The 22,417-nt window shown below is 72.8% G+C and carries 21 protein-coding genes and 1 pseudogene; 8 read left to right on the forward strand and 14 right to left on the reverse strand.

The features are described from left to right. Positions 1-15: 15 nt before the first annotated feature. From ACFYZS_RS35565 to ACFYZS_RS35575, 3 genes are all read right to left on the reverse strand, one after another. Positions 16-1,233: an ABC transporter permease gene (locus ACFYZS_RS35565; protein ID WP_389022140.1), complete on the reverse strand. Its 1,218-nt coding sequence runs from the start codon at positions 1,231-1,233 to the stop codon at positions 16-18. Further along, positions 1,230-2,003: an ABC transporter ATP-binding protein gene (locus ACFYZS_RS35570; protein ID WP_389022142.1), complete on the reverse strand. Its 774-nt coding sequence runs from the start codon at positions 2,001-2,003 to the stop codon at positions 1,230-1,232. The genes ACFYZS_RS35565 and ACFYZS_RS35570 overlap by 4 nt, the downstream gene beginning before the upstream one ends. Before the next feature lie 98 nt (positions 2,004-2,101). Continuing rightward, the gene (locus ACFYZS_RS35575) at positions 2,102-3,436 is read right to left on the reverse strand and encodes an efflux RND transporter periplasmic adaptor subunit (RefSeq protein WP_389022145.1); all 1,335 of its coding nucleotides are present in this window, start codon (positions 3,434-3,436) and stop codon (positions 2,102-2,104) included. A gap of 266 nt (positions 3,437-3,702) precedes the next feature. Here ACFYZS_RS35575 and ACFYZS_RS35580 point away from each other — a divergent pair, with 266 nt between their 5' ends. Continuing rightward, on the forward strand, positions 3,703-4,293 hold the full coding sequence (locus tag ACFYZS_RS35580) for a hypothetical protein (RefSeq protein ID WP_389022148.1): 591 nt from the start codon (positions 3,703-3,705) through the stop codon (positions 4,291-4,293). Positions 4,294-4,604: 311 nt separating this feature from the next. Here the strand turns inward: ACFYZS_RS35580 and ACFYZS_RS35585 are convergent, their stop codons facing one another. The 4 genes from ACFYZS_RS35585 to ACFYZS_RS35600 all read right to left on the reverse strand — a co-directional run bounded on the left by ACFYZS_RS35585 (position 4,605) and on the right by ACFYZS_RS35600 (position 7,803). Next, entirely contained in the window at positions 4,605-5,090 is a 486-nt protein-coding gene (locus ACFYZS_RS35585) for a lamin tail domain-containing protein (RefSeq protein ID WP_389022150.1), read from the reverse strand. A gap of 337 nt (positions 5,091-5,427) precedes the next feature. Continuing rightward, a complete protein-coding gene (locus tag ACFYZS_RS35590) occupies positions 5,428-6,870 on the reverse strand; it encodes an MFS transporter (protein WP_389022153.1) in 1,443 nt (480 codons plus the stop codon). 134 nt (positions 6,871-7,004) lie between these two features. After that, entirely contained in the window at positions 7,005-7,358 is a 354-nt protein-coding gene (locus tag ACFYZS_RS35595) for a VOC family protein (protein ID WP_389022156.1), read from the reverse strand. A 49-nt stretch (positions 7,359-7,407) separates the two neighbouring features. Next, positions 7,408-7,803 carry a hypothetical protein gene (locus ACFYZS_RS35600; RefSeq protein ID WP_389022159.1) on the reverse strand — a complete coding sequence of 132 codons (396 nt, stop codon included), beginning with the start codon at positions 7,801-7,803 and terminating at the stop codon, positions 7,408-7,410. Positions 7,804-8,012: 209 nt separating this feature from the next. Here ACFYZS_RS35600 and ACFYZS_RS35605 point away from each other — a divergent pair, with 209 nt between their 5' ends. Genes ACFYZS_RS35605 through ACFYZS_RS35620 form a run of 4 tightly spaced genes read left to right on the forward strand, consistent with a single transcriptional unit; the run spans position 8,013 to position 11,160 of the window. Further along, a complete protein-coding gene (locus ACFYZS_RS35605) occupies positions 8,013-8,657 on the forward strand; it encodes an RNA polymerase sigma factor (RefSeq protein WP_389022162.1) in 645 nt (214 codons plus the stop codon). Beyond that, on the forward strand, positions 8,654-9,808 hold the full coding sequence (locus ACFYZS_RS35610; protein WP_389022164.1) for a CU044_5270 family protein: 1,155 nt from the start codon (positions 8,654-8,656) through the stop codon (positions 9,806-9,808). Before ACFYZS_RS35605 ends, ACFYZS_RS35610 begins: the two co-directional genes overlap by 4 nt. Before the next feature lie 52 nt (positions 9,809-9,860). Then, on the forward strand, positions 9,861-10,649 hold the full coding sequence (locus ACFYZS_RS35615; RefSeq protein WP_389022167.1) for an ATP-grasp domain-containing protein: 789 nt from the start codon (positions 9,861-9,863) through the stop codon (positions 10,647-10,649). Positions 10,650-10,662: 13 nt separating this feature from the next. After that, positions 10,663-11,160, forward strand: a complete 498-nt coding sequence (locus tag ACFYZS_RS35620; protein WP_389022170.1) for a GNAT family N-acetyltransferase — start codon at positions 10,663-10,665, stop codon at positions 11,158-11,160. Between the two features lie 36 nt (positions 11,161-11,196). Here the strand turns inward: ACFYZS_RS35620 and helR are convergent, their stop codons facing one another. Then, positions 11,197-13,374, reverse strand: coding sequence for an RNA polymerase recycling motor ATPase HelR (gene helR / locus ACFYZS_RS35625; protein ID WP_389022201.1), 2,178 nt, complete (start codon positions 13,372-13,374; stop codon positions 11,197-11,199). A gap of 264 nt (positions 13,375-13,638) precedes the next feature. Between helR and ACFYZS_RS35630 the strand changes: the two genes are divergently transcribed. Beyond that, complete coding sequence (locus ACFYZS_RS35630) at positions 13,639-14,145, forward strand: carboxymuconolactone decarboxylase family protein (RefSeq protein WP_389022173.1); 507 nt, start codon at positions 13,639-13,641, stop codon at positions 14,143-14,145. 64 nt (positions 14,146-14,209) lie between these two features. Here ACFYZS_RS35630 and ACFYZS_RS35635 read toward each other — a convergent pair whose 3' ends face one another. From ACFYZS_RS35635 to ACFYZS_RS35655, 5 genes and pseudogenes are all read right to left on the reverse strand, one after another. Next, entirely contained in the window at positions 14,210-15,511 is a 1,302-nt protein-coding gene (locus ACFYZS_RS35635) for a ricin-type beta-trefoil lectin domain protein (protein WP_389022176.1), read from the reverse strand. 286 nt (positions 15,512-15,797) lie between these two features. Further along, positions 15,798-16,376, reverse strand: a pseudogene (locus ACFYZS_RS35640) (sigma factor); the annotation flags it as partial. Between the two features lie 77 nt (positions 16,377-16,453). Further along, complete coding sequence (locus ACFYZS_RS35645) at positions 16,454-17,695, reverse strand: serine hydrolase domain-containing protein (protein WP_389022179.1); 1,242 nt, start codon at positions 17,693-17,695, stop codon at positions 16,454-16,456. 125 nt (positions 17,696-17,820) lie between these two features. Next, positions 17,821-18,741 (reverse strand): hypothetical protein, encoded by a 921-nt coding sequence (locus ACFYZS_RS35650; protein ID WP_389022181.1) that lies wholly within the window; start codon positions 18,739-18,741, stop codon positions 17,821-17,823. Positions 18,742-18,932: 191 nt separating this feature from the next. Beyond that, positions 18,933-19,352 carry a hypothetical protein gene (locus ACFYZS_RS35655; RefSeq protein WP_389022184.1) on the reverse strand — a complete coding sequence of 140 codons (420 nt, stop codon included), beginning with the start codon at positions 19,350-19,352 and terminating at the stop codon, positions 18,933-18,935. A 202-nt stretch (positions 19,353-19,554) separates the two neighbouring features. Here ACFYZS_RS35655 and ACFYZS_RS35660 point away from each other — a divergent pair, with 202 nt between their 5' ends. Continuing rightward, entirely contained in the window at positions 19,555-20,721 is a 1,167-nt protein-coding gene (locus ACFYZS_RS35660) for an FAD-dependent oxidoreductase (RefSeq protein ID WP_389022187.1), read from the forward strand. Between the two features lie 334 nt (positions 20,722-21,055). Next, a complete protein-coding gene (locus ACFYZS_RS35665; protein WP_389022190.1) occupies positions 21,056-21,571 on the forward strand; it encodes a GNAT family N-acetyltransferase in 516 nt (171 codons plus the stop codon). Positions 21,572-21,602: 31 nt separating this feature from the next. Here the strand turns inward: ACFYZS_RS35665 and ACFYZS_RS35670 are convergent, their stop codons facing one another. Then, a complete protein-coding gene (locus tag ACFYZS_RS35670; protein ID WP_389022193.1) occupies positions 21,603-22,178 on the reverse strand; it encodes a hypothetical protein in 576 nt (191 codons plus the stop codon). Positions 22,179-22,417 lie beyond the last annotated feature (239 nt).

A 22,417-nucleotide genomic window follows, 5' to 3' on the forward strand; every position in this document is an offset into this window, starting at 1 on the left:
CCCGCGTGTGCCGGCTCACTCGTGCCGCAGTGCTTCGATGGGCCGCAGGCTCGCGGCCCGGTTGGCCGGGTATCCGCCGAAGAACAGCCCGATCACCACGGCGATGGCGAAGGCGCCGACGACCGACTCCGGTATGACGACCGGCTTGATGCCGACGATGGTGAAGTGCGAGCCGATCAGCCCGGCCGCGACGCCCAGGCCCCCGCCGATCAGCGAGAGCAGGGTCGACTCGGCGAGGAACTGGCCGAGGATGACACCCCGGGGCGCCCCGATCGCCTTGCGGATGCCGATCTCACGGGTCCGCTCCGTCACCGTGACCAGCATGATGTTGGTGATCCCGATGCCTCCGACCAGCAGGGAGATCGCGGCGACCGCGCCCAGCAGCACGGTGAAGGTCTTGTTCGTCGCCGCCTGGGTGGTCAGCAGCGATTCCTGGCTGGACACCCGGAAGTCGAGGGCGGCCGGATCCTTGATGCCGTGCCGCCCCATCAGGACGGTCGTGATCTCGCTCTGCGCCTGGGCCGTCGCCCCCGCGGACTTGGCCTCGACGAGGATCTGACCGACCGAGCCGAAGCCGGTGAAGGCGTTCTGCACGGTGGGCAGGGGCGCGACCACCACGTCGTCCGGATCCTGGAACCCGGTGCCGCCCTTGGCGGCGAGCACCCCGACCACGGTGAACGGCGTACCGCCGAGCACCATCGTCCTGCCGACGGGGTCGGCCGTGCCGAACAGGTCCGCGGCGGTCGTCGAGCCGATGACGGCGACCTTGCGGGACGCCAGTACGTCGTCGCCGCTGAAGTAGTCGCCCTTGGACACCCTGCTGTTGGAAGCCTTGAAGTACGCCGGGTACGTGCCGACGACCTGGCCCACCGTGTGCGAGGTTCCTTCGTGGAGGGCGGTCTGCGAGGTGGTGACCTCGGGTGCGACCGATTCGATGTGCGGGGCCGCCGAGGGGTCGGCGAGCGCCCGCGCGTCCTCGACGGTCAGCGGTTTCGCGGCGCTCGCGGAGCCGGAGCGCGAGCCGCCGGATCCGCTGCCGGAAGAGACGGTCAGGGCGTTGGTGCCGAGCTTCTCGATGGAGTCCTTCACCGCCTGCGAGGAGCCGTTGCCCACGGCCAGGAGCAGGATCACCGCCGCGACGCCGATCAGCACGCCCAGCATCGTCAGTGCCGAGCGCACCTTGTTCGCCGCGAGGCCGCCGAAGGCGAAGCGCAGCGTCTGGAACGGGTTCACCGCACGCCTCCGGCCATGGTGCGCACGGGCTCGCGCATCGCGGGCGGGGGACCGCCGACGGGCGCCTGCCGGACGTCCTCGACGATCTGCCCGTCCACGAGGCGCAGCACCCGCTTGGCGTGGCGGGCCACCTCGTCCTCGTGGGTGATCAGGACGACGGTACGGCCGGACGCGTTGAGCCGGTCCACGAGGGCCAGGACCTCCTCGGTGCTGTGGCTGTCGAGATTTCCGGTCGGTTCGTCGGCGAGCAGCATCGCCGGCGCGGTGACGAGGGCGCGGGCCACGGCCACGCGCTGCTGCTGGCCGCCCGAGAGTTCGTTCGGCCGGTGGTCCAGGCGCTCGGCGAGGCCGACCAGGGTGAGTGCGGCCACCGCGCGCCGGCGCCGCTCGGCGGCCTTCACCCCGGCGTACGCCAGCGGCAGTTCCACCTGGGCGACGGCGCTCGTACGGGGCACCAGGTTGAAGGACTGGAAGACGAAGCCGATCTTGCGGTTGCGGACCAGCGAGAGCTGGTGCTCGTCCAGGCCGCCCACATCGATCCCGTCGAGGAGGTAGCGGCCCGAGGTGGGGACGTCCAGGCAGCCGAGGATGTTCATCAGGGTCGACTTGCCCGAGCCCGAGCTGCCCATGACGGCGACGAAGTCGCCCTGCTCCACCAGGAGTTCGACACCGGGCCGGCGGCCCGTGGCGGGATCGGGCGGCCCGCCGAGCGCGCGTACGGCGGCGTCGCCCTGCCCGTACGTCTTGAACAGCGCGCGCACCTCGATCACCGGTGGCGGTGTCCGGGGCCGACCCGGTACCTCGGCCGTCGGCCCCCCGAGGGGCGTGGCGCGCCCGGACGGTGCCCGGCGCGGCCACAGCGGCGGTGTCATCCGCGGCCACCCCCGCCCCCGCCGGTGCGGAAGCCGCCCCCGGCGGCCCCGCCCGTCCCGCGGTTGCGGGCCGCGCCCGATCCGGCGCCACCGGGGAAGGCGCCGCCCGGGAAGCCTCCGTTGCCGGTGGAGGAGACCGCGGTCAGCTGCACCTGCTCCCCCTCGGTGAGCCCGCTGAGGATCTGGTCGGTGCCGTCGCCTTCGAGGCCGACGGTGACCGGCGTCCGTACCGTGGTGCCGTCCGCCTTGACGACGGTGACGGTACGGTTCGCACCCGTTCCCGACACGGCGGCGGTCGGAACCGAGAGGGCTCCGGACGCCTCGCCGACGACGACCTGGAGGGAGGCGCTGAGCCCGCTGCGCAGGTCGTCGGTGGGGCTCGTGACGGTGAGGACCGCCGCGTACTGCACGGCGCTCCCGCCGCCCGAGTTGCCGCCGCCGGAGGACGAGCCGCTGCCGGTGGGCAGGGAGCTGACCGACAGCACCTGGGCGCCCAGGACCTTGCCCGACATCGCGTTGAGCGTGACGGTGGCCGGCTGGCCCGGCTTCAGCCTGAGGGCGTCGGCCTCCGAGAAGTTCGCCGTCACCTGCATGCCGGACGGGTTGGTGAGGACCACGAACCCGGAGAGGGCGGTCGAGGAGGCGGCGCCGGAGGAGGAGCCGGCCCCCGAACCGCCGCCGTTGCCGCCACCCGTACCGCCGTTGCCGTTCGTACCGGAGACCGTGTCGCCCACCTTCGCCGACACGGACGCGACCGTCCCGGCGGCCGGCGCCTTCAACGTGGTCCCGTCGAGGGCGCGCTGTGCGGCGTCCACGGCGTTCTGCGCCTGGGTGAGCTGGGAGCGGGCCTGCGCCACCTGCGCCGCGTCCACGGTCGGCGCCGGGGTCGGCGCGGAACCGCCCCGCGACGACGGGGAGCCGCCGCTCGACGCCGTACCCACCTGCCCGGCCTCGGCCTTGGTGACGTTGGCCTGGGCCGCGGTCAGTGCGGCCCGGGCCTGGGTGAGCGTCTCCGTCGCGGCGGTCGCGTCGACCTTCCCGAGCAGCTGTCCCTTGGCGACCTTGTCTCCCGGTGTGACGCCGACCTCGGTGAGCCGCCCGCCGGTGGTGAAGTTCACGCCGGCATCGCTCGGCGAGCTCAGTGACCCCGAGCCGGACACCGTCGCGAGGACGGTGCCCTTGGTGACCGCGACGGTCCGCGCGCCGCCGCGCGCCGGCCCGTCCTCGCCGCCGGCCACCGCCGCGTACGCGCCGCCGGCGCCCGCGAGGACCGCCACTGCGAGCACCGAGTTGATCAGGGCGGCCCTGCGCCGCCGTGGGAGCACGTTCATGGGGCGGGAGCCTGGCCGCCCGCACTTTGGAGGCTCTGGGAGCTTCCTGGGAGTTCCCTGGGAACGCCGGGCCCGGCCGAAGCGGGCATAGTGTCCGATACGGCGCGTACCGTGCGGGCTCGGCCCGTGCCAGGGGCCAGGGGGCCCGTGCGCGCTCAGGAAACTCCCAGCCGATCCCCCGGACGCCCCCATCTGCGTGCGGTTCAGTCGCGGTCGCCGACGCGCCCATGCCGTCGGCGGCCCGACGCCCCGAGGAGACGACGGACATGCCCTGGACCCCGCCCCGGCCGACCGCCGCACTGTCCGCCGTGGCCCTCGCGGCCTGCGGGCTGCTGCTCGCGGGCTGCTCCTCCGGCGCGGGCGCCGCGCGTACGGCAGCCGGCGGCTCCGCCTCCGCCTCTGCCTCCGCGTCACCGTCGTCGGACGCCAAGGCGATGGACGCGTACCGCCAGTGCCTGGCCCGGCACGGTGTCACGATGGCGCCGCGCCCGACCGGCTCGCGAGGGCCCGGTGGCGGTGGCTGGGACGGCGCCTCCGGGGGCCCCGGCCGCAGGGCGTCGGCAGACCCGCAGCGCAGCGCGGCGTCGCAGGCCTGCGCGGATCTGCGCCCGCAGTCGGGCGGGCGCGGAGGCGGCCCCGGCGGCGGTGACGGCAGTGCCCTGAAGGCGTTCAGCAGCTGCCTCAAGGACCACGGCGTGGTGCTGCCGTCGGCTTCCCCGGGCGCGCCGGGCACGAGGGGCTTCCCCACCTCCGACCCGCAGTCGGCGCAGGCCTTCGAGACCTGCAGGGCCCTGCTGCCGCAACGCGGCCAGAACGCCCCGAAGCCGGGCGCGAGTCCCTCCGCCTCCGCGCTCTGACGCCGTGGTGCCGCGCACGGTCGTCCGATGCCGCGGGCCGAGCGGCAGGGACCGTGGGCCGGAAACCGGTGAGCGGCGGGGGGGGGGGGGGCGGGGGGGGGGGGCGCCGGGCGGGGGGGGGGGCCGGGGGCGCCCCCCCCCCCCCCCCCCCCCCCCCCCGCCCCCCCCGCCCCCCCCCCCCCCCCCCCCCCCCCCCCCCCCCCCCCCCCCCCCCCCCCCCCCCCCCCCCCCCGCTCGTGGTGGGCCGACGTCTCACACGCTCGTCCGTGCGGCCGTCGACCCGCTCACCCCGTCAGGGGCGGACGGCCCGGTCAGCCGTTGCGGTGGTGGCGGCGGCCGTCCCACGAGTCGGAGTCGAGGACGTTGCCGCGGTTGTCGCGCAGCGTCGCGCTGTCGCGCTCGTCCCACACCTGCCGGCTGCGGTCCTGGTAGACGTCGTGGCGGGTGTCGCGGCCCTGGCCGGTGTGGACCTTGACGCTGGAACGGCCGTCCAGGCGGAAGTCCTTGAACTGGTAGCGGTTGCCCTGCCGGTCGGTGAGGGTGAAGCCGCGCAGGTTGACGCTGTGGCGGCCGGTGTTCTTCACCTCGACCCACTCCCCGTTCAGGGCGCGGGCGGAACGGTCGCTCCGACCGGGGCTGTCGTACTGGACGTCGCCGATGACGATCGAGGACTGCGCACCCCGGTGGTCGCGCCCGTGGTTGTCGGCGGCGGCCGCCGGCAGGGCGGCGGCGCCGACCAGGGCGCCTGCGGCCAGGAACGCGGAGACGACCCGGCGGGTGGCGAGAGAAGCAGACATGAAGACGACCCCTTCAACAGACAACGGCCCTTCCCGGCCGTGAAGGCGGGTGGGCTCCGAACAGTTCCCGGCGTCCTGCCGAGGAGGCACACTCTGGTCCCCATCCGGCATCAAAAGACACCAACGCGGGGCGTGTTGCCCAATGCAGACATACCCGTGACTCTTGCTTGTATCGGACATCTGTCAACGGCGTGCTGACGCGGATCGCGGGAGCGCGCCCGGCAGGGCATGGGAGGCCTGGAGACCGGCCTTCCGGCGCCACACCCCCCGTACGGGGCGCTCGGCCGTCCCTGCGCCGAATGGGTTCAGGGTTTTGTAACGGGCGTTCGGCGGGGCGTCAGAGCGAGGGCAGGTTGACGGTCGGGGCGGGATCCGGCGCCCGCTGCCTGCGGATCAGCGGGAGCAGCCCGGCCGCGCCCGCGAGCGAGAGGAGCGCCGCGACCCGCAGCACGCTTTCGATGGCCGGTCCGTCCGAAGCGGCCGCCTGCTCCGAGCCGCTCAGGACCTCCAGCACGGTCGCCGCGACCGCCACGGCCATGGCGCCCAGCAGGACCAGCGACGTGAGCACCAGTCCCGAGGCGGCGGCGAGGCGGCCCGACGGCACGTACGACTGGGTGGCCACGTTCGTCAGCGCCCACCCGAGGCCGATGCCGAAGCCCACGACCGCGAAGACGGCCGTGTAGAGCGCGAGCGGCTCCGTCCAGGTCAGCACCAGGAGGCCGACGCCGCTCAACAGCATCCCGCCCGCCATCAGCGCCTCCGGCCGCCGGTGCCGGGCGAGGTGGCCGGACCAGTAGCTGGCCGCCCCGGCTCCGACGGACAGTGCGAGGAAGACCAGCCCGGCGTCCAGCGGGGTCAGCCCGCGGGCCTGCTGGAGGTAGAGCGCGGAGAGGACCGCCACCAGGCAGTACACGATGTTGGACACCGAGCCGGCCAGCGTCACCGTGACGAACGGCCCGTTGCGCAGCAGCGACAGGTCCAGCAGCGGCTCGGCGGTCCGGCGCTCGATCAGTACGAACAGGACCAGCAGGAGCACTCCGGCGGCGAGGGCGCCCAGCGTCGCCGCCGAGGCCCAGCCCCAGTGGCCGCCCTGGTCGACAGCGATCATGACGGCGGTGAGGCCGCCCGCCACGGTGACGGCACCGGGGAGGTCCAGGCCGTGGCCGGCCTCCTCGTCACGGGTGTCGGTGACGAACCGCAGCATCAGGAAGGCCGCGATGGCGCAGAAGGGCACGTTCAGCAGGAACACCGCCCGCCAGCTGACGTGCTCGGCGAACACGCCGCCCACGAACGGCCCGAGCGCCGTGCCGATCGCGCTGAAGGCCAGCACCGTACCCACCGCGCGGCCCTGCCGGTCGTCGCGGAAGTAGGCGGTGACGACCGCCACGGCCACCGGGAAGACCATCGCGGCCGTGGCCCCCTGGACCACCCGTGCCACGACCAGCCAGACCTCGTTCTGCGCGGCGGCGCACACGACGGACACCACGGCGAAGCCGACCAGGCCCCAGACGATGACGGTGCGCCGCCCGTGGACGTCGGCCGCCCGGCCGCCCGTGATCATCAGCGCGCCCAGCGTCAGCATGTAGCCGCTGACCAGCCACTGGAGATTCGTCGTCGGTGTGGAGAAGTCCCGGGCGATGACCGGCAGCATCAGGTTGAGGGCGAACCAGTCCATCTGGACGAGGAGCATCGACAGCGAGGCGGCGGCGATGACCGCCCGGTCCCGGCCCGAGAACAGCCGTCGGTCCCGGGCCCCGGCTCCCGCCTTGGCCACGCCCATGAACACGTCCCGTCCACAGCCCCCCCGGCGCCCCCTCCCACCAGCATGCGCCCGCCCGCGCCGCCGGGCACCCGGGGCCGCGCGCCGGCGCCGCGGGGCGGCTCCGGCGCCGGATCCACCGGGCTCGCGGAAACCTACGCGGGCTCCCACAACTCGACGCGGTTGCCCTCGGGGTCGGTGACCCAGCCGAATCGCCCGACGCCGTCCATCGCTTGCGTCTCCCCGGCCACGTCGGCGCCCTTGGCGCGCAATTGAGCGAGCATCGCGTCCAGATCGCGGACCCGGAAGTTGAGCATGGTCTGCTGGGCGCGGGACCCGAAGTAGTCGGTCCCGGACTCGAACGCCGCGAACACCGTAGGCCCGGCACCCTGCTGCCACAGGCCGTGCCCGTCGGCATCCAGGCCCAGGCACTCGCGGTACCAGGCGCTCAGGGCCGCCGGATCGGCCGCCCGCATGAAGTACCCGCCGATTCCCGTCACACGTTCCATGCCGACATCTTCCCAGCACGGTGATCGGGGCGGGCCCGCACCACACCCGTCAGGGGATCAGCACGCAGTGGTTCTCGATCACCCTGCCACTGCGGTCCAGGCCACCGCAGACGGCCAGCCGCGGGTACGCCCGGATCTCGCGGTTGACCACGAACCGGGCCTGCGACACGCCGGCCCTGCTGTTGCGGTAGTCGCCGACGAAGGCCCGCAGGGTCCCCGGCAGTCCGTCCCTGGTCGTCACGGTGATGTCCTGGACGTAGTCGCGCCCCTGGTAGGCGGTGGCCACGCAGATGTACTTCCCGCACGTGGCCTTGACCTCGGCGCTCGCCGGCGCCGCGGTCACCAGGGCCATGGCGGAGACCGCGGTGAGAGCCGCTCCCACCGTCGCCGCCCGGCGCCGCGCGGGCGTCTGCGATCGAACCGTCTTCCTGCGTACGAAGTGCATGGGATCCCCTCCGAGCTCGGCCGGCCGGCTGCACGGCGTATCCACCGTGTCACGTTCGGTTGTGCCGTGGCATGCGGCAACGGTGAACATGCGGTGAGGAGGCTGAGGATCCGCGGATACGGTATCCGCCCGGCCCGTGAGGGACACGCGCCGCCGCGATGTGACACAGGACACGGGAACCGCCCGGGTCCGGCAGACAAGAACCCGACGTGGACTACTCAATGCACGCCCGGATAAGAGCCGGGGACCCGGAGGCGTTCCGGGAGCTCTTCCGCGACCATGCCCAGCTGGTGCACCGGCATGCCGTACGGGCCACCGGGGACCGCACCCTCGCCGAGGACGTGGTCTCGCTGACGTTCCTGGAGGCCTGGCGCCTGCGCGAGAAGCTGCGGGACGAGGGCGACGGCCCGCGCCCCTGGCTGATGGGCATCGCCGTGAACGTACTGCGCAACACCACGCGCGCCGCCCGGCGGCACCAGCGCGCGCTCGGCCGACTGCCGCTCAGGGACACCGTGCCCGACTTCGCCGACGAGCTCGTCGCCCGCCTCGCCGACGCCGACCAGCTCGCCGCCGCCCAGCGCGCGCTGCGCGCACTGCGGCGCGGCGAGCGGGAGGTCTTCACCCTGTGCGTCTGGTCCGGACTCGGCTACGCCGAGGCCGCCGCCGCACTCGGCGTGCCGGTCGGCACCGTCCGGTCCCGCCTGTCCCGCGCCCGTGCCCGGCTGCGCAAGCTCTCCGAGAAGGAACTGGCGAGATCCGGGGAACCGCTCTCCCGCTCCGGACAAGTACAGGGCGGCCGCACCCCCGCGGCCCGGTCACAAGAGTCGCAGTCCTACGAGGAGGAAGCCCGATGATCCGCAACAAGTGGCGGCGAGACGACGAGTCGCTGGACCACGCGGAACTGGGACGGCTGCTGCCGCCCCCGGGAAGCCCGGACCTGCCGCCCGACCGTCAGAGCCTGCTCGAGGAGCACCTGATGAACGAGATCCAGCAGCACGCCGCCACCGCCACCGCCCCTGTCCCCGCTCCGGCGCCGGCGCCGGAGCCGGCCGAGGACCGGGCCCCGGCCCGCCGGCCCCTGCGAAGGCTCCTGCTGATCGGCATCCCCGTCACCGCCGCCGCGCTCGCGGGCGTGATCGCGCTCAACACCGTCCAGGGCCCGACCGGCACCGGCTCGCTCGGCCGCACGGCCGCCGCGGTCGAGGCGCCCGTCGTGTCCGTGGAGGCGGGAAGCGCCGAACAACTCGCCTCCACCGTGGGGCGGATCGCCGCGGCCGCCGCCGAGACCGGGCTGCCGGACCCTGGGCCGGGCCAGTACGTCTACGTCAAGAGCCGGGTCTCGTTCCAGTCGATCTCCGTCGACGTGGACGCCGACCGGTCCAGGACCTGGGTGCAGCCGCTGCACACCCGCGAGGTGTGGAAGTCGCCCGACGGCGCGAAGGGTTGGCTCGACGAGCCCGGCCAGCAGCCCGACGGCGGTATCACCCTGGACAAGGACGCCCCCCTGTCCAAGCCCGTGAACGGCCAGGACATCCCCGGCGGGGCTCTCGACTTCTCGTACGACTGGCTCAAGGCGCAGCCCTCCGACCCCGACGCCCTGCTGGCGGCGATCCGCGCCGCGGGCGGCAGCGGACAGCGCGACCGGGACCAGGAGGCCTTCGAGGAGATCGGGTCGATCATCGGGGAGCAGGTCGTACCGCCGCACATCGCCGCCGCGCTCTACCGGGCGGCGGCCGGGATCCCGGGCGTCGTCGTCGTCCAGCACTCCCGGGACGCCGCCGGGCGCGACGGGATCGCGCTGGCCCGTGTCGACGAACAGCGGGGCGCGCGCACCGAGTTGGTCTTCGACCGCTCGACGTACGCCTACCTCGGCAGCCGCGGCGTACAGATCAGGGAGGAAGCCGGGATCAAGCCCGGAACGGTGGTCGAGCGGACGGCCGTCCTGGAGCGGGGCGTGGTGAACGGGCAGAAGGAGCGCCCCGCCGCCGCCCAGCGCGCGGCCTGACCCCGGCCCGTACGAACAGCGGGGCTTCACCGTCCCCTTGTACCCTCGCCGCATGGATGACCGCGCCGCGCCCGCCCTGTTCGTGAACCCGCCCCGCACCACCACGGCGGAACTCATCGCGCAGGCCGCGGTGTGGCGCGGCCATGACGTCGTCGCCCACGTCAAGCAGGCCGAGGGCCGCGAGACGTACTGGTACGGAGGCCCGCTCGCCGCCGACGTCCTGTCCGGCCGGCTCGGCCTCGGACTCCTCGAACCCGCCGACGACTGGCTGGCGACGGTGGAGCAACCCCTCCTGCGGCGCACCGTCCGCCTGACGACGCTCGCCGAGGCCCGCTCCCTGCGGGAACCCGCCTTCGTGAAACCGCCCTCCGCGAAGCTCGACCCGCTGCCCGCCGCCGTCTACGCGGAGGGCAGCGCACTGCCGGCCACCCTCGACCCCGCGACGGCGGTCCTCGTCAGCGAAGTGGTGGAGTTCGCCGCCGAGTACAGGCTGTTCGTGCTCGACGGGGAGGTCGCCGCCGGCAGCCGCTACGCCGTGTACGGGCACCCTGATCCCGCACCGCTGCACGCCCGTGCCCGGGGCTTCGCCCGAGAGGTGCTCGACGCCACGGCCGACGCACTGCCCAGCGCCGTGTGCGTGGACGTCGGCCGGCTCACGGACGGTGGATGGGCGGTCGTCGAGGCCAACATGCCGTGGTTCGCGCACTGCTACGCGGCCGAGCCCGACCGCGTCCTCGACGTCGTGCTCCGCGCGGCGGGCCCGCTCGGCCGCGTCGCCGACCGGGACCTGCCGTTCGTCCGGCCGACCAGGACCCGGCCGAAGGAGCCGGCGGCCGGTTGAGATACTCGGGGCCATGAACGCGAGTGCGAAGACGGACGGGACACGGCCGGTCGAGGCGGCGCGTCCCGCGGAATGGTCGCTGCGTTCCGCCGGGCCGTCGGATGTCGAGACGATCGTCGAGCTCAGGGCGATCGTCATGCGCCCGGACCTGGAGCGGTTGGGACGGTTCGACGAACACCGGGTCCGGCAGCGGCTGCGGGACTCCTTCTCCCCCCGGCACACGTCGGTCGTCATGGCCGACGGAGCCTTCGCGGGCAGCGTCACCCTGCGCCCGGCCGAGGACGGGTGGTGGCTGGAGCACTTCTATCTCGATCCCGCACTGCACGGCCGGGGCCTCGGATCGGCCGTCCTGCGCTCCCTGCTGCGGCGGACCGACGCGGACGGCGCGCCCGTCCGCCTGAACGTCCTGCAGGGCAGCCCCGCCCGGCGGCTGTACGAGCGCCTCGGCTTCACCGTGGTGGCCGAGGACCCGGTCGACGTCTTCATGCTGCGCGCCCCGGCCGCCCGGTGACCGTCTCCAGCCGGACGGCAGGGCCGCCCGCGGGCCTCATGAACTCCTGAGGACGACGAGCCGCTGGGTCGCCCGGGTCATCGCGACGTAGCGGTCCACCGCTCCCTCGACGCCCTCGCCGAAGGCCTCCGGGTCGACGAGGACGACCAGGTCGAACTCCAGCCCCTTCGACAGCTCCGGGGTCAGCGACCGGACGCGGGACGTCGCCCGGAAGGAAGGATCGCCGATGACGCAGGCGATCCCGTCGGCGTGCTCGGCGAGCCAGGTGTCGAGGACGGAGTCCAGCTCCGCGACGGCCCCGTACACGACCGGAATGCCGCTGCTGCGGATGGAAACCGGCACGTTGGCGTCGGGGAGGGCGGCCCGGATGACGGGCTCCGCCTGCGCCATGACCTCTTCCGGCGTACGGTAGTTGACGCTCAGGGAGGCCACCTCGACCCGGTCGAGCCCGACCCTTTCCAGCCGCTCCCGCCACGACTGCGTGAACCCGTTCCTGGCCTGCGCCCGGTCCCCGACGATCGTGAAGCTCCGGGACGGGCAGCGCAGCAGCAGCATCTGCCACTCCGCGTCGGTCAGTTCCTGGGCCTCGTCCACCACGATGTGCGCGAACGGGCCGGCGAGCCGGTCCGGATCGGCGCTCGGCAGTGCGGTCTCGTCGATCAGACTGTCCTGGAGGTCCCGGCCGCGCAGCATCCTCACCGCTCCCTCGCTGTCGTCGCCGGCCGAGTTGAAGTCGGCGGCCGCGAGGATGTCGTCGATGACGCCGGCCATGCGCTCGCGTTCGGCGGCGACGGCCGCGTCGTGCCGGTGCTTGCGCCGGGCCGCCTCCGGGTCGCCGAGCCGCTGCCGCGCCGCGTCGAGGAGCGGCAGGTCGGGCACGGTCCAGGCCTGGGCGTCCGCGCGCTGCAGCAGCCGTACCTCCTCGCGGCCCAGCCAGGGAGCGCACAGCCGCAGGTAGGCGGGGACCGACCACAGGTCTCCGACGAGGTCGCCGGCTTCGAGCAGCGGCCATGCGCGGTTGAGGGTGGTGACCAGCTCCTCGTCGTGCAGCAGCGCCCTGCGGAGCCGGTCGGGCGACACCCCGTCGTGCTCGTCGTCCTCGTCGAGCTTGTCCATCAGGATCGTGAGCAGCCCGTCCCAGATCGGCTCGCGCGCCTCGTTGTGCGGGACGCCGGCCGCCTCTTCGAAGGCCTCGGTCCAGTCGGCGGCGCTCAGCCACAGGTCCGCCCAGGGGGTGGACACCGTCATCCCCTCGGTGGGCGGCTCCTCGTAGATCCTGACGGCCTTCTCGATCGCCTTCACCATGTCCGCCGAGGACTTCAGACGCGCCACCTCGGGGTCGGACTCGTGCGGTGCCGCGGCTCCCTCGGGGAGCAGGTCGCGCACCGTGCAGGTCTGCACGCCCTCCTCGCCGAGGCTGGGCAGGACGTCGGCGACGTAGTTCAGGTACGGCTGGTGCGGGCCGACGAACAGGACGCCGCCCCGACGGTGCCCGAGGCGCGGGTCGGAGTAGAGCAGGTGGGCGGTGCGGTGCAGGGCGACGACGGTCTTGCCCGTGCCCGGACCGCCGTCGACGACGAGGGCGCCGCGCGAGCCCGCCCGGATGATGGCGTCCTGGTCGGCCTGGATGGTGCCGAGCACGTCGCGCATCCGGGGCGAGCGGGTGCTGCCCAGGCTGGCGATGAAGGCGGACTGGTCGTCGAGCGCCGCGTGTCCCTCGAACCCGTCGGCCGTGAACACCTCGTCCCAGTAGTCGCCGATCCGGCCGCGGGTCCAGCGGTACCTGCGGCGGCTCGCCAGCCCCATCGGCCGGGCGTGGGTCGCGGCGAAGAACGGCTCGGCGGCGGGGGAGCGCCAGTCGATCAGGAGGCGGCGCCCGGCGCCGTCGGTGAGGCCGAGCCGACCGATGTAGACGGGCTCGCCGTCCTGCGCGCCGACGATGCGCCCGAGGCACAGGTCGAGTCCGAAGCGGCGCAGGGAGCGCAGCCGGGAGGTCAGCCGGTGGATCTCGCTGTCCCGTTCCATCGCCTCCCGGCCCAGGCCACCGGGCGCCTTGCGCAGCTCGTCGAGGCGCTCGGACAGCTCGCCGATCGCCTGCTCCAGGCTGTGGGAGAGGGCCGCGAAGTGCTGTTCGTCGCGGGCGATCAGGGTGGGGTCGGCCTTGGGGGAGAGGTGGTCGGGGAGGTCGAACGCGCTGGTGGTCTTCGTTGTCAACACAGGCACCCCGTGCATCTCCTATTTCCGCTGCTTCTGGCTACGAGGAGCGATTTTGCGGTACGACGGGGGCCTTGCCGCAAGCCCCCCTGTGCGCTATAAGTTAAGAGTGGCAAGGGGTGGGTACTCCCCCTTCCCCACCTCCCTCCCCCCGAAGTGGTCCGCGGAAGAAATCTGCGGAAATCCGCCCCGGGCCCGTCACACTTCCGTCCCGCGATCCGTCAGGTCAGTGACAGCAACACGGAAGACCTGAGGGAGACGGCGATGCAGACTCGTACGATCACGGCGGACGTACCGGTGGGACCGCGGATGGCGCAGGACCCCATGGAGCTGGTCCCGGAGCTGGCCGAGGTGTCGGCGGCGCTCTTCAAGGCCACCGGAAACCGCTCGGTACCGCGCACGACGATCAGCCTGTTGCAGCTGAGGGCCGGTCAGATCGTCGGCAACACCTACCTGACCGTCCTGCACACCGGCATGCTGCGCAAGGCCGGGGAGTCCGAGGAGCGGATCACCGCGGTGGCGTCCTGGCAGGACGCCCCGTACTTCAGCGGCGCCGAGCGGGCCGCGCTGGCACTCGTGGAGGCGGTGCTCCAGCCGTCCGCGGGCGGGGAGCGGGTCCCGGACGAGCTGTACGCCGAGGTGTCCGAGCACTACGACGCGAAGGCGCTCGCGACCCTGACGATCGCGATAGGGCAGGTCAACTTCTTCGTCCCGATCGCGCTCATCGCCAAGCCGGTGCCGGGACGGTCGTTCACCGATCCCTGGAACTGAGCGCGGCGGGGGCGCGTACGCCGTACGACGTACGCGCCCCCGCCGCCCCGTTACCGCGGACGGTCTACTTCGGAGTCGTCCAGACCTGCCGCTTGTTGGTGTTCGCCGTGTACAGCTGGACCACTGTGCCGTTGGCGGTCGCCCCGCCGGTGACATCGAGGACCTTGCCCGAGGCGGTGTGCACGATCTGGCCCTTGGCGTTGACCGACCACTTCTGCGCGGCGGTGCCGTTGCAGTCGTAGAGCGCGATCTTGTTGCCGTTGGTGCTCAGGTTGCGGGAGTTGTCGAGGCACTTTCCGAGCGCGCGGAACGTGCCGCCCTTCCCCAGGATCCAGGACTGCGCGACGGAGCCGTTGCACGCGTACAGCTGGATCTGGGTGCCGTTCTCCGCCTTGCCCCCCTTGACGTCGAGGCACTTGCCGCCGAGACCGGCCACCTTGCCCTGCGGGGACAGCGCCGCACCGGCGCCGGCCGCGAGGAGGCGGAGCCCCTGCACGTCGAACTGCTGGACGTACGTGCCGGCCCGCTTGTCCTTGTACGCGTACGTGGGCGTGCACATGACGGGGAACTCGCCCGAGTCGGTTCCCTTGACGCAGTCGCTCTTGGTCATGCTGCGGTTCGCGTGGGCCATGCCCAGCGCGTGCCCGATCTCATGGCTGACGTGGTTGCGCATGTAGGCCTCACCCATGGCCGCGGTGGGCTTGCCGGCCGTGGTGAAGAACTCGTCGTCGATGTAGGCGTGGCCGCTGGTCACCGTGTCCGCCACGGAGGAGGAGGTGAAACCGCAGCTCAGGTTCGCCGTTCCGGATCCGTCGCGGACCACCTTCCACCCGGTGCTGCCCATGCTGCCCTCGGCCGCGGGCGGCACGCACGGCCGGTGCAGCACGCCGATGACCACCTCGCCCTTCGGGCGGGCGTAGTCCCAGCCCACCGGGTGGGTGTCGACGGTGACGGGGAGGTTGGTGATGCGCTGGAGGTCGGCCGCCGTCGCCTTGGCGTACGGGGCCAGCCAGTCGGCGGACTTCTGGTCGTAGAACTTGATCGTGTAGCCCGTGGCCAGCCACTTGGTGGCCCCCGCGAGCTTCCATCCCTCGCCCTGCGGGGGAGCGGCGGCGGCCGCGAGCGCCCGGGGGGCCGCGGCCGCGCCGCCTCCGCCGATGCTCATGACGCCGTTGCTGAACGGCGTGTGGTCGCCGGCGGAGACGGCGGCATCGCCGTCCGCGGCGTCGGCGTCGGGCGCCTGCCCCTGCGGCGCCGCCTCCTCGGGCGTGGCCGAGGGATCGGCGACGGCGTCGGCCGAGACCGCGGCCCCGCCGCCTTCGGTGCCGAAGGCGGCGGGGGACAGCAGACCGACTGCGGTGGCCACCACGGCACATGCCGCGATGACAGGTATTCGATGCTTAGCGGTGAATCCCAAGTCCTGTTGCCTTTCATCGTGATCGCTCCAGGCCGCCTGCGGCGACACGTTCCCGCCGTGGGCAGCCGGGGTCGAACAGATGATAGGAAACACGCCAAGGGCGTTGACGGTCGGGGGAGTTGGCCGTTCCGGGCCGGCGCGGCGTCGGCTGCATCGAGGATGGCGGCGAAGGTACGGGTGATGACCGGCCGTGCGAGGCGGCGGGTGAGGAACGCGCCGAGCAGCGGTACGGCATGTCGAATGGGAGCACCGTCTCGGCACGGTGCAGCTTGTCCGGGTTGCGCACGCCGTACAGGCCGGCGATCAGTGCGCCGTCGATCTCGAACGCGACCAGCCAGTCCAGTGCGCCGTCGGTGACGAACCGCGCCGCGGGCATGCCGTTGTAGGTGGCGTACTCGACGCGGGTCGCGGGGGTCGTCGTACGGAGCACGCCGAGGACGAACCGGGCGACCTCGGCGGCGCCGGTGATCGGGCGCCGGGCGGCGACCGCTTTCCCGCCGCCGTCGGAGATCTGGACGACGCCGGGCGCCAACAGGTCCATCAGCGACTGCACTTGCCCGCCCGACGCGGCGACCAAGCTGCCGGCGTACTCCTCGCGCCGCGCCTTGACCGTACGCAGCCGGTTGAGCGCCTGCCGGGTCACGGTGCGGACCAGATGGGCGCGCGGATGCTCCACCGCGGCCGGGTCGACCGCGGTCCACCGCAGGTGGCTCTCCTGCACCACGTCCTCGGCATCGGCGGCGCTGCCGAGCATCTCGTGGGCGATGGTGAACAGCAGCGGGCGGTGCTCGCTGAAGGGATCGTCGTCGGCCATGCCCATCGAGACACCCGGAACGGCTCGGACGTGACAGCCCGCCGTTGTGATTCAGGTCATGATGGATGCCGGCTCGGTCAGCCGCTCTTGGGGGCGGGCGGCTTCTTGTGGCCCGGGTACACGTGGTCGGGGGTCACGATGGAGGTGACCGCCTGGCCGAAGAGCGTGCTGGGCTCCTGGCCCTTGTACTGGTCATCGGTGTTGAGGAGGATGACCATGGTCGCCCGGGCCTGCGGCAGGTAGACGGGCAGGACCTCGTACCCGGGTATCGATCCGTTGTGGCCGATCCAGCCCTGGACGTTGAAGATGCCCAGGCCGTAGCCGTCGCCCGGAATGTCCATCGGGGTGGTCTTCAGGCGCTGGGCCTGGGTCGCGGGCGTCAGCAGCGTGCCGGTGGCGAGGGTGCGGGTCCAACTGCGCAGGTCCTGCAGGTCGGAGACCATCTCACCGGCGGCCCAGGCCCAGGAAGGGTTCCAGTGCGTGGAGTCCTCGATCTTTCCCGAGGCCGTCTGGTCGGTATAGCCGTGCGCGTACGGCTCCGGGAGGGCCGCGCTCGTGGGGAAGACCGTGTGGCGCAGCCCGGCCGGGGCGAGCACCTTCCGCGTGATGACCTCGTGGAGCGGCCGGCCCGTCACCTTCTCCACCACCAGGCCGAGCAGGATCAGGTTGGTGTTGGAGTAGTCGAACCGGGCGCCGGGCGGGAACTGCACGGGGTGCTCGAAGGAGTAGGCGAGCAACTGGCCGGGGGTGAAGGTCTGTTCGGGGTCGGCCTGGAGCTTCTTGATGAAGTCCGCGTCCAGGCTGTAGTTGAAGAGCCCGCTGCGCATCCCGGCCAGTTGGCGCAGTGTGATGCGGTCCCCGTCGGGAACACCCTTGACGTACATGCCGATGGGGTCGTCGAGGCCGATCTTCTTCTCGTCCACCAGTTGGAGGAGGGCGGTGACGGTGAACGTCTTGGTCTCGCTGCCGATGCGTACGTGGAGGTCGGTCGTCATCGGTGCGCGCGTCGCCTTGTCGGCCACGCCGAAGCTCTTGACGTAACTCCCCTTGCCGGGGGCCCACAGCCCCACGGTGACGCCCGGCACCTGCGTCTCGCGCATGACCTGGCGCACCGCCGCGTCCAGTCGCGCCGCGACGGCGGGCGTGAGCTGCGGGAACTCCGCGTCGGTGCCGGGGGAGGGGGCGGTGGCGGTGGCGGACGGCGGCCGGGCGGTCGGCGCCCCGTGGGCGGCGGAGCCCGCGGCCGCCGGTCCGATGAGCACGCCCGCGGCGGCGGCAGCGGCGCAGGCCCGGCGCAGCCGGACGTGGGTTGGCTTCACGGCACGCTCTCCTGTCGCCCGAGGACGCAGACAACATCACCAGCGTAGGCCCGGGCCACCCCGGTCGCGCGGCGGGCCGTGCCCGTGGCCCGGGCCCGCCGCGCTTCAGGTCGCCGACCGGTGGTTCAGGCCCCGCAGAACGGCATGGCCCGTACGTACCCGCCGAGGTTCTCGTCGTCGGTGCCGAGGAGGGCGTCGGGGGATCCCGGCAGGCACTCCACCCCCTCGATCTTGTACCGGGGGAAGGTCCCGAGCACCGTCGGGGACGCCGCGAGCGTGACCCGCACCCGGCCGGCCGGCGACACGGTCACGCGGCCCGCCTCGCTCACCGCCGAGTCGAACGGGCCGTCGTCGCCCGCGTCCGCCGCCGAACTCACGATGATCCGCCCGGAGTCGGTCACCGAGATGTCGGAGATGTGCCGCGCGGCCCCGTCGGCCGGATGCGCCGCCCGGTAGGAACGACGGATCACGCTGCCGAACTGCGGCTGCCCCCAGGACGCGAACGAGAGCGGCGCCGCGTAGAGCGTGGCGGGGCGGTTCGCACCCGCTCCGCGGTCGGCCCACAGGGCGGCGAGGCTTCCGTTCTGGGCCACGAGCGCGAAGCTCTCGAAGTCGTCGCCCTCCCCGATCGCCGGCAGCGGCGCGTAGTCGACGACCGTGGCCGTGCCGTCGACGACCTTCAGACGGTAGACGATGCCGCGACTGGCCAGTGCCAGGTACTCGGCGGGCATCCGGGGGATGGCCTCGATGGCCTCCAGGTCGGAGGGCTCCGGCCCGTCCCAGGTGATCGGGGAGATGTCGTCGGAGCCCTTCCGGTGCGTGATCCGGGACAGGCGCTTGTGCCCGGTCCGCTTGTTGTCGTGGACGACGAGGGCGCGCACCTCGCCTCCGTCCGTGCTGCGGCTTTCGAACGCGACGCCGCTCACGCCGCTGCTGGTGTCGCCGCCCACCTTCTGCCACGCGTCGTCGGCCGCACCGGCCGGGGTGGTGCCGAACAGCGTGAGCAGCGCGGTCGCCGCGGCCGGCCAGGCCGCGCGCTTCAACATCGGGAGCTTCACTGGGGATCGTTCGCCTTCCCTCCGACAGACGCGATGTCACGCGCCGGAGGGCAGGCTATTGATCATGGTCGGTGCTGCTCAACGACCCTTGCGCCATATGGGGGAGCGCGAGGAAGCGGCGGCCTGGGACGGCTCGGGGCCCTGCCCGCGTACCGCGTACGGCCGCGGGCGGTACGGGGTCAGCTGACGGTGACGGTCGTGGAGGGCGAGGTCCAGTCGCCGGCCTTCACGCGCAGCTCTTCCTTGCCCTTGTCCTTGAAGGTGTTGTCGAAGGAGAAGCTGGAGCCCTGCTTGATCAGAGTGTTGGCGTGGAGGGTGGTCCACTTGGAGCCGTTCTTGTGCTGCAGGACCACCTTCGTGCCGATCGGCAGGCCCTTGGTCCGGCCGGTGAACGTGACCTTCTCGCCGGCCTTCACCTCGGTCGGCGTGGCCTTGAGGGTGATCTCCCCGGCGGCGGGCGAGGGGGTCGCCTTCGCCGTGGCGGCGGGGACGGCGGCGGTCGTGGCCGCGGTCGCGGTGGCGAGGCCGCCGCCGGTCAGCAGGGCCGTCGAGAGGGCGCCGGAGGCGAGGATGCGAGCGATGCGACGTGGTGTGGCCATCAGGTCGGACTCCCGTCTGGAACGGACTCCCCCGCGTGGCTCGAACCGATCCGATGCTAGCGGCGCCTCGCCCGGACGGGCGACTTGATCAAGAGAAGCTGCTGGTCAACGGGGCGCTATGGCGCGTTGGCGGCGACGTAAGCGCCACGGATTGAAAAGTGTAGTCGTTGCACTTTTGTAGTCGATGTGCTCTTCTGGGGTCATGAACGCCACCACCCCACCCCGCATCGCGATCATCGGCGCCGGTCCCGGCGGCCTGACCTGCGCCCGCGTCCTGCAGCGACACGGCATCGCCGCCACCGTCCACGACCAGGACGCCTCCCGCTCCGCCCGCGACCAGGGCGGCACCCTCGACATGCACCCCGATTCGGGCCAGGAGGCGCTGCGGGAAGCCGGACTGCTCGACGAGTTCCTGGCGTGGGCCCGCCCCGAGGGGCAGCAGATGCGCCTGGCCGGCCGCGACGGACGGGTCCTGTTCGACGCCGTCCCGCCCGAGTCCGGCGCCGGGGCCGAAGCCCGCGACGGCAACCCGGAAATCGACCGGGGCCGGCTGCGCGGCCTGCTGCTGGACTCGCTCGAGCCCGGCACCGTGCGCTGGGGCCACAAGCTCACGCACGTCGAACCGCTCACCGAAGGCGTGCACCGCCTGCACTTCGCCGACGGCGCCACCGTCGAGGCCGACCTCGTCGTCGGCGCCGACGGAGCCTGGTCGAAGGTCCGCAGGCGGCTTTCCGACGCGACGCCCGTCTACACCGGCGTCACCTTCGTCGAAACCGGCCTCGACGACGCCGACACCCGCCACCCCGCACTGGCCGCGCTCACCGGCGAGGGCACCCTGATGGCGCTCGACGACAACCGGGGCTTCATCGCCCAGCGCAACAGCCACCACCACATACGGGTGTACGTCGGCATGCGCACCGACGAGGACTGGCACCGGAGCGCCGGCCTCGACCTGGCCGACGAAGGCGCCGTACGCGACGCGCTGCTGAAGGAGTTCACCGGCTGGGGCGCCAACCTGCTCCGCTTCATCACCGACTCCGACACCGGCTACACCAACCGCCCCCTGTACGCCCTGCCCGTCCCGCACACCTGGCAGCACACCCCCGGCCTCACCCTCCTCGGCGACGCCGCCCACCTCATGTCGCCGTTCTCCGGAATGGGCGCCAACCTCGCCATGCTCGACGGCGCCGACCTCGCCCGCGCCCTCATCGACGGCACCACCACGACCGACGACGCCGTCCGCGCGTACGAGGCCCTCATGCTGCCCCGCTCGGCAGCGGCCGCCGAAGGCGCCGCGGAGGGAATCGCCGGCGCCTTCGCCCCCGACAGCGCCGCCCAGGTCCTCGCCCACATGACGCAGAACCACTGACAGCGGAAATCGGTTGAAACCCGGGTGATCCCGTGACAGGCTCTCCCGCCGTGGCGCCTGCATCCTGATGCAGGACGTCGAGGGCAGCGAATCCTGCCTCGACCGACAGGTTCGTGGGGTTCGTGCATGCGTTTATGCGTGCATGAGTGGATGTGAAATGAAAGGGAGGTGGGGCTGATGACCGCGTACGAGGCCACTGCGCAGCGCAGCGCCCGGACCGCCCTCACGTCCCGGGCGACGGTCTGACCCGGTCGACCCCCCCCGCCTCGCCGAGGACGTGAGCTCGCGAGGACGCCCCCGTACGAACCGACCATGAAACGGATCTCCATCCCTCATGCGCACCCACCACGACTGGATCACCCGCGCCGAGACCCGCGCGGACATCCCGGCCATCCGCGCCGTCAACCTCGCCGCCTTCGAGACTCCGCTCGAGGCCGACCTCGTCGACGCCCTGCGCGCCGACTCCTCCTGGATCGAGGGCCTGTCCATCGTCTCCGTGGACGGTGACGGCACGCTCGTCGGCCATGCGCTGCTCACCCGCAGCCACATCGGCGACACCCCGGCCCTGTGCCTGGGTCCCGTCGCCGTGCTGCCCGAGCACCAGAAGACCGGCGCGGGCTCCGCCGCCATCCGCGCCGCCCTGCGGGCCGCGCAGGACATGGGCGAGCGCTACGTCGCCGTGCTCGGGCACCCGGCGTACTACCCGCGGTTCGGCTTCACCCGCGCTTCGGCCCACGGCATCCGCCTGAGCATCGAGGTCCCGGACGAGGCCGTCATGGCCCTCACGCTCGACGAGGCCCACCCGCTCCCGAGCGGCACCGTGCGCTACGCGGCCCCCTTCGGGATCTGACGGCACACCCGTCCGGCAGCCCGGCCCGCACTCAAGGACGAGTCGCGGGCCGGGCTGCCGGTCCGTCGTCCACACCCAGGTCCGTGCGCATCACGGCGCGGAGCTCCTGCCCGCGGTTCCAGAGATCCTGAAGCTCGTCGTGTATCTCCTGGAACGAGCCTCCCGGCACCGGGCGGCCCTCCTCCAGTCGCATCGTCATGCCGTACAGCTCGGACAGTGCCGTGGTCATGGTGTCCAGTTCGTCCATCACCGTGGTGGAGGCGATCATCTGCGCCTCGGCGAAGGCGGCGTGGTGCGCATGGCGCGCGGCCTCCATCGCCTGCCGCCCTTCCGGTGCGACCTCTCCCTTGTGCACCAGCCACAGGTAGTTCATCAGCTCGATCCGGTAGCGGCGGTACGCGGCGTTGGCCGCCACGTAGCAGTCGCGCCGACGGTCCTCATCGGCGAGCCGCCGCTGGTGGAGCCGCTGGGCGTCGTCCGTCCGCTGCTGGCGCTCGAACTGCTCCGCCTGGGCACGGGCCGTCAGGCGCTGGGACAGGACGGGCGCGAGGAGCGTGCCGATCACGCCGACGCTCGCGGCGGCCAGCGCGATCAGGGCTGTGCCCACCGTGCCTCCTGGTGGTTCGGGACCGTCGTGCGCGGCCTGCGGATGAGCACGACAAATGTAACGGCCCGCCACCGCCGGGAAGTTCACCGGCCGGGGTCGTCGCGGCGGCGGAACTAGGCCGTGTCTTTCGGATCAGGCCGGGTCAGCCCGCGGTGCCAGGCGCCGCGGGCCCGGCATGATCCGAAAGACACGGCCTAGATATGAAACTGCCGGACGTTGGTTACACATGGGTCTTCGAG

This window comes from Streptomyces sp. NPDC001903 (assembly GCF_042891345.1).
Classification (GTDB): domain Bacteria; phylum Actinomycetota; class Actinomycetes; order Streptomycetales; family Streptomycetaceae; genus Streptomyces.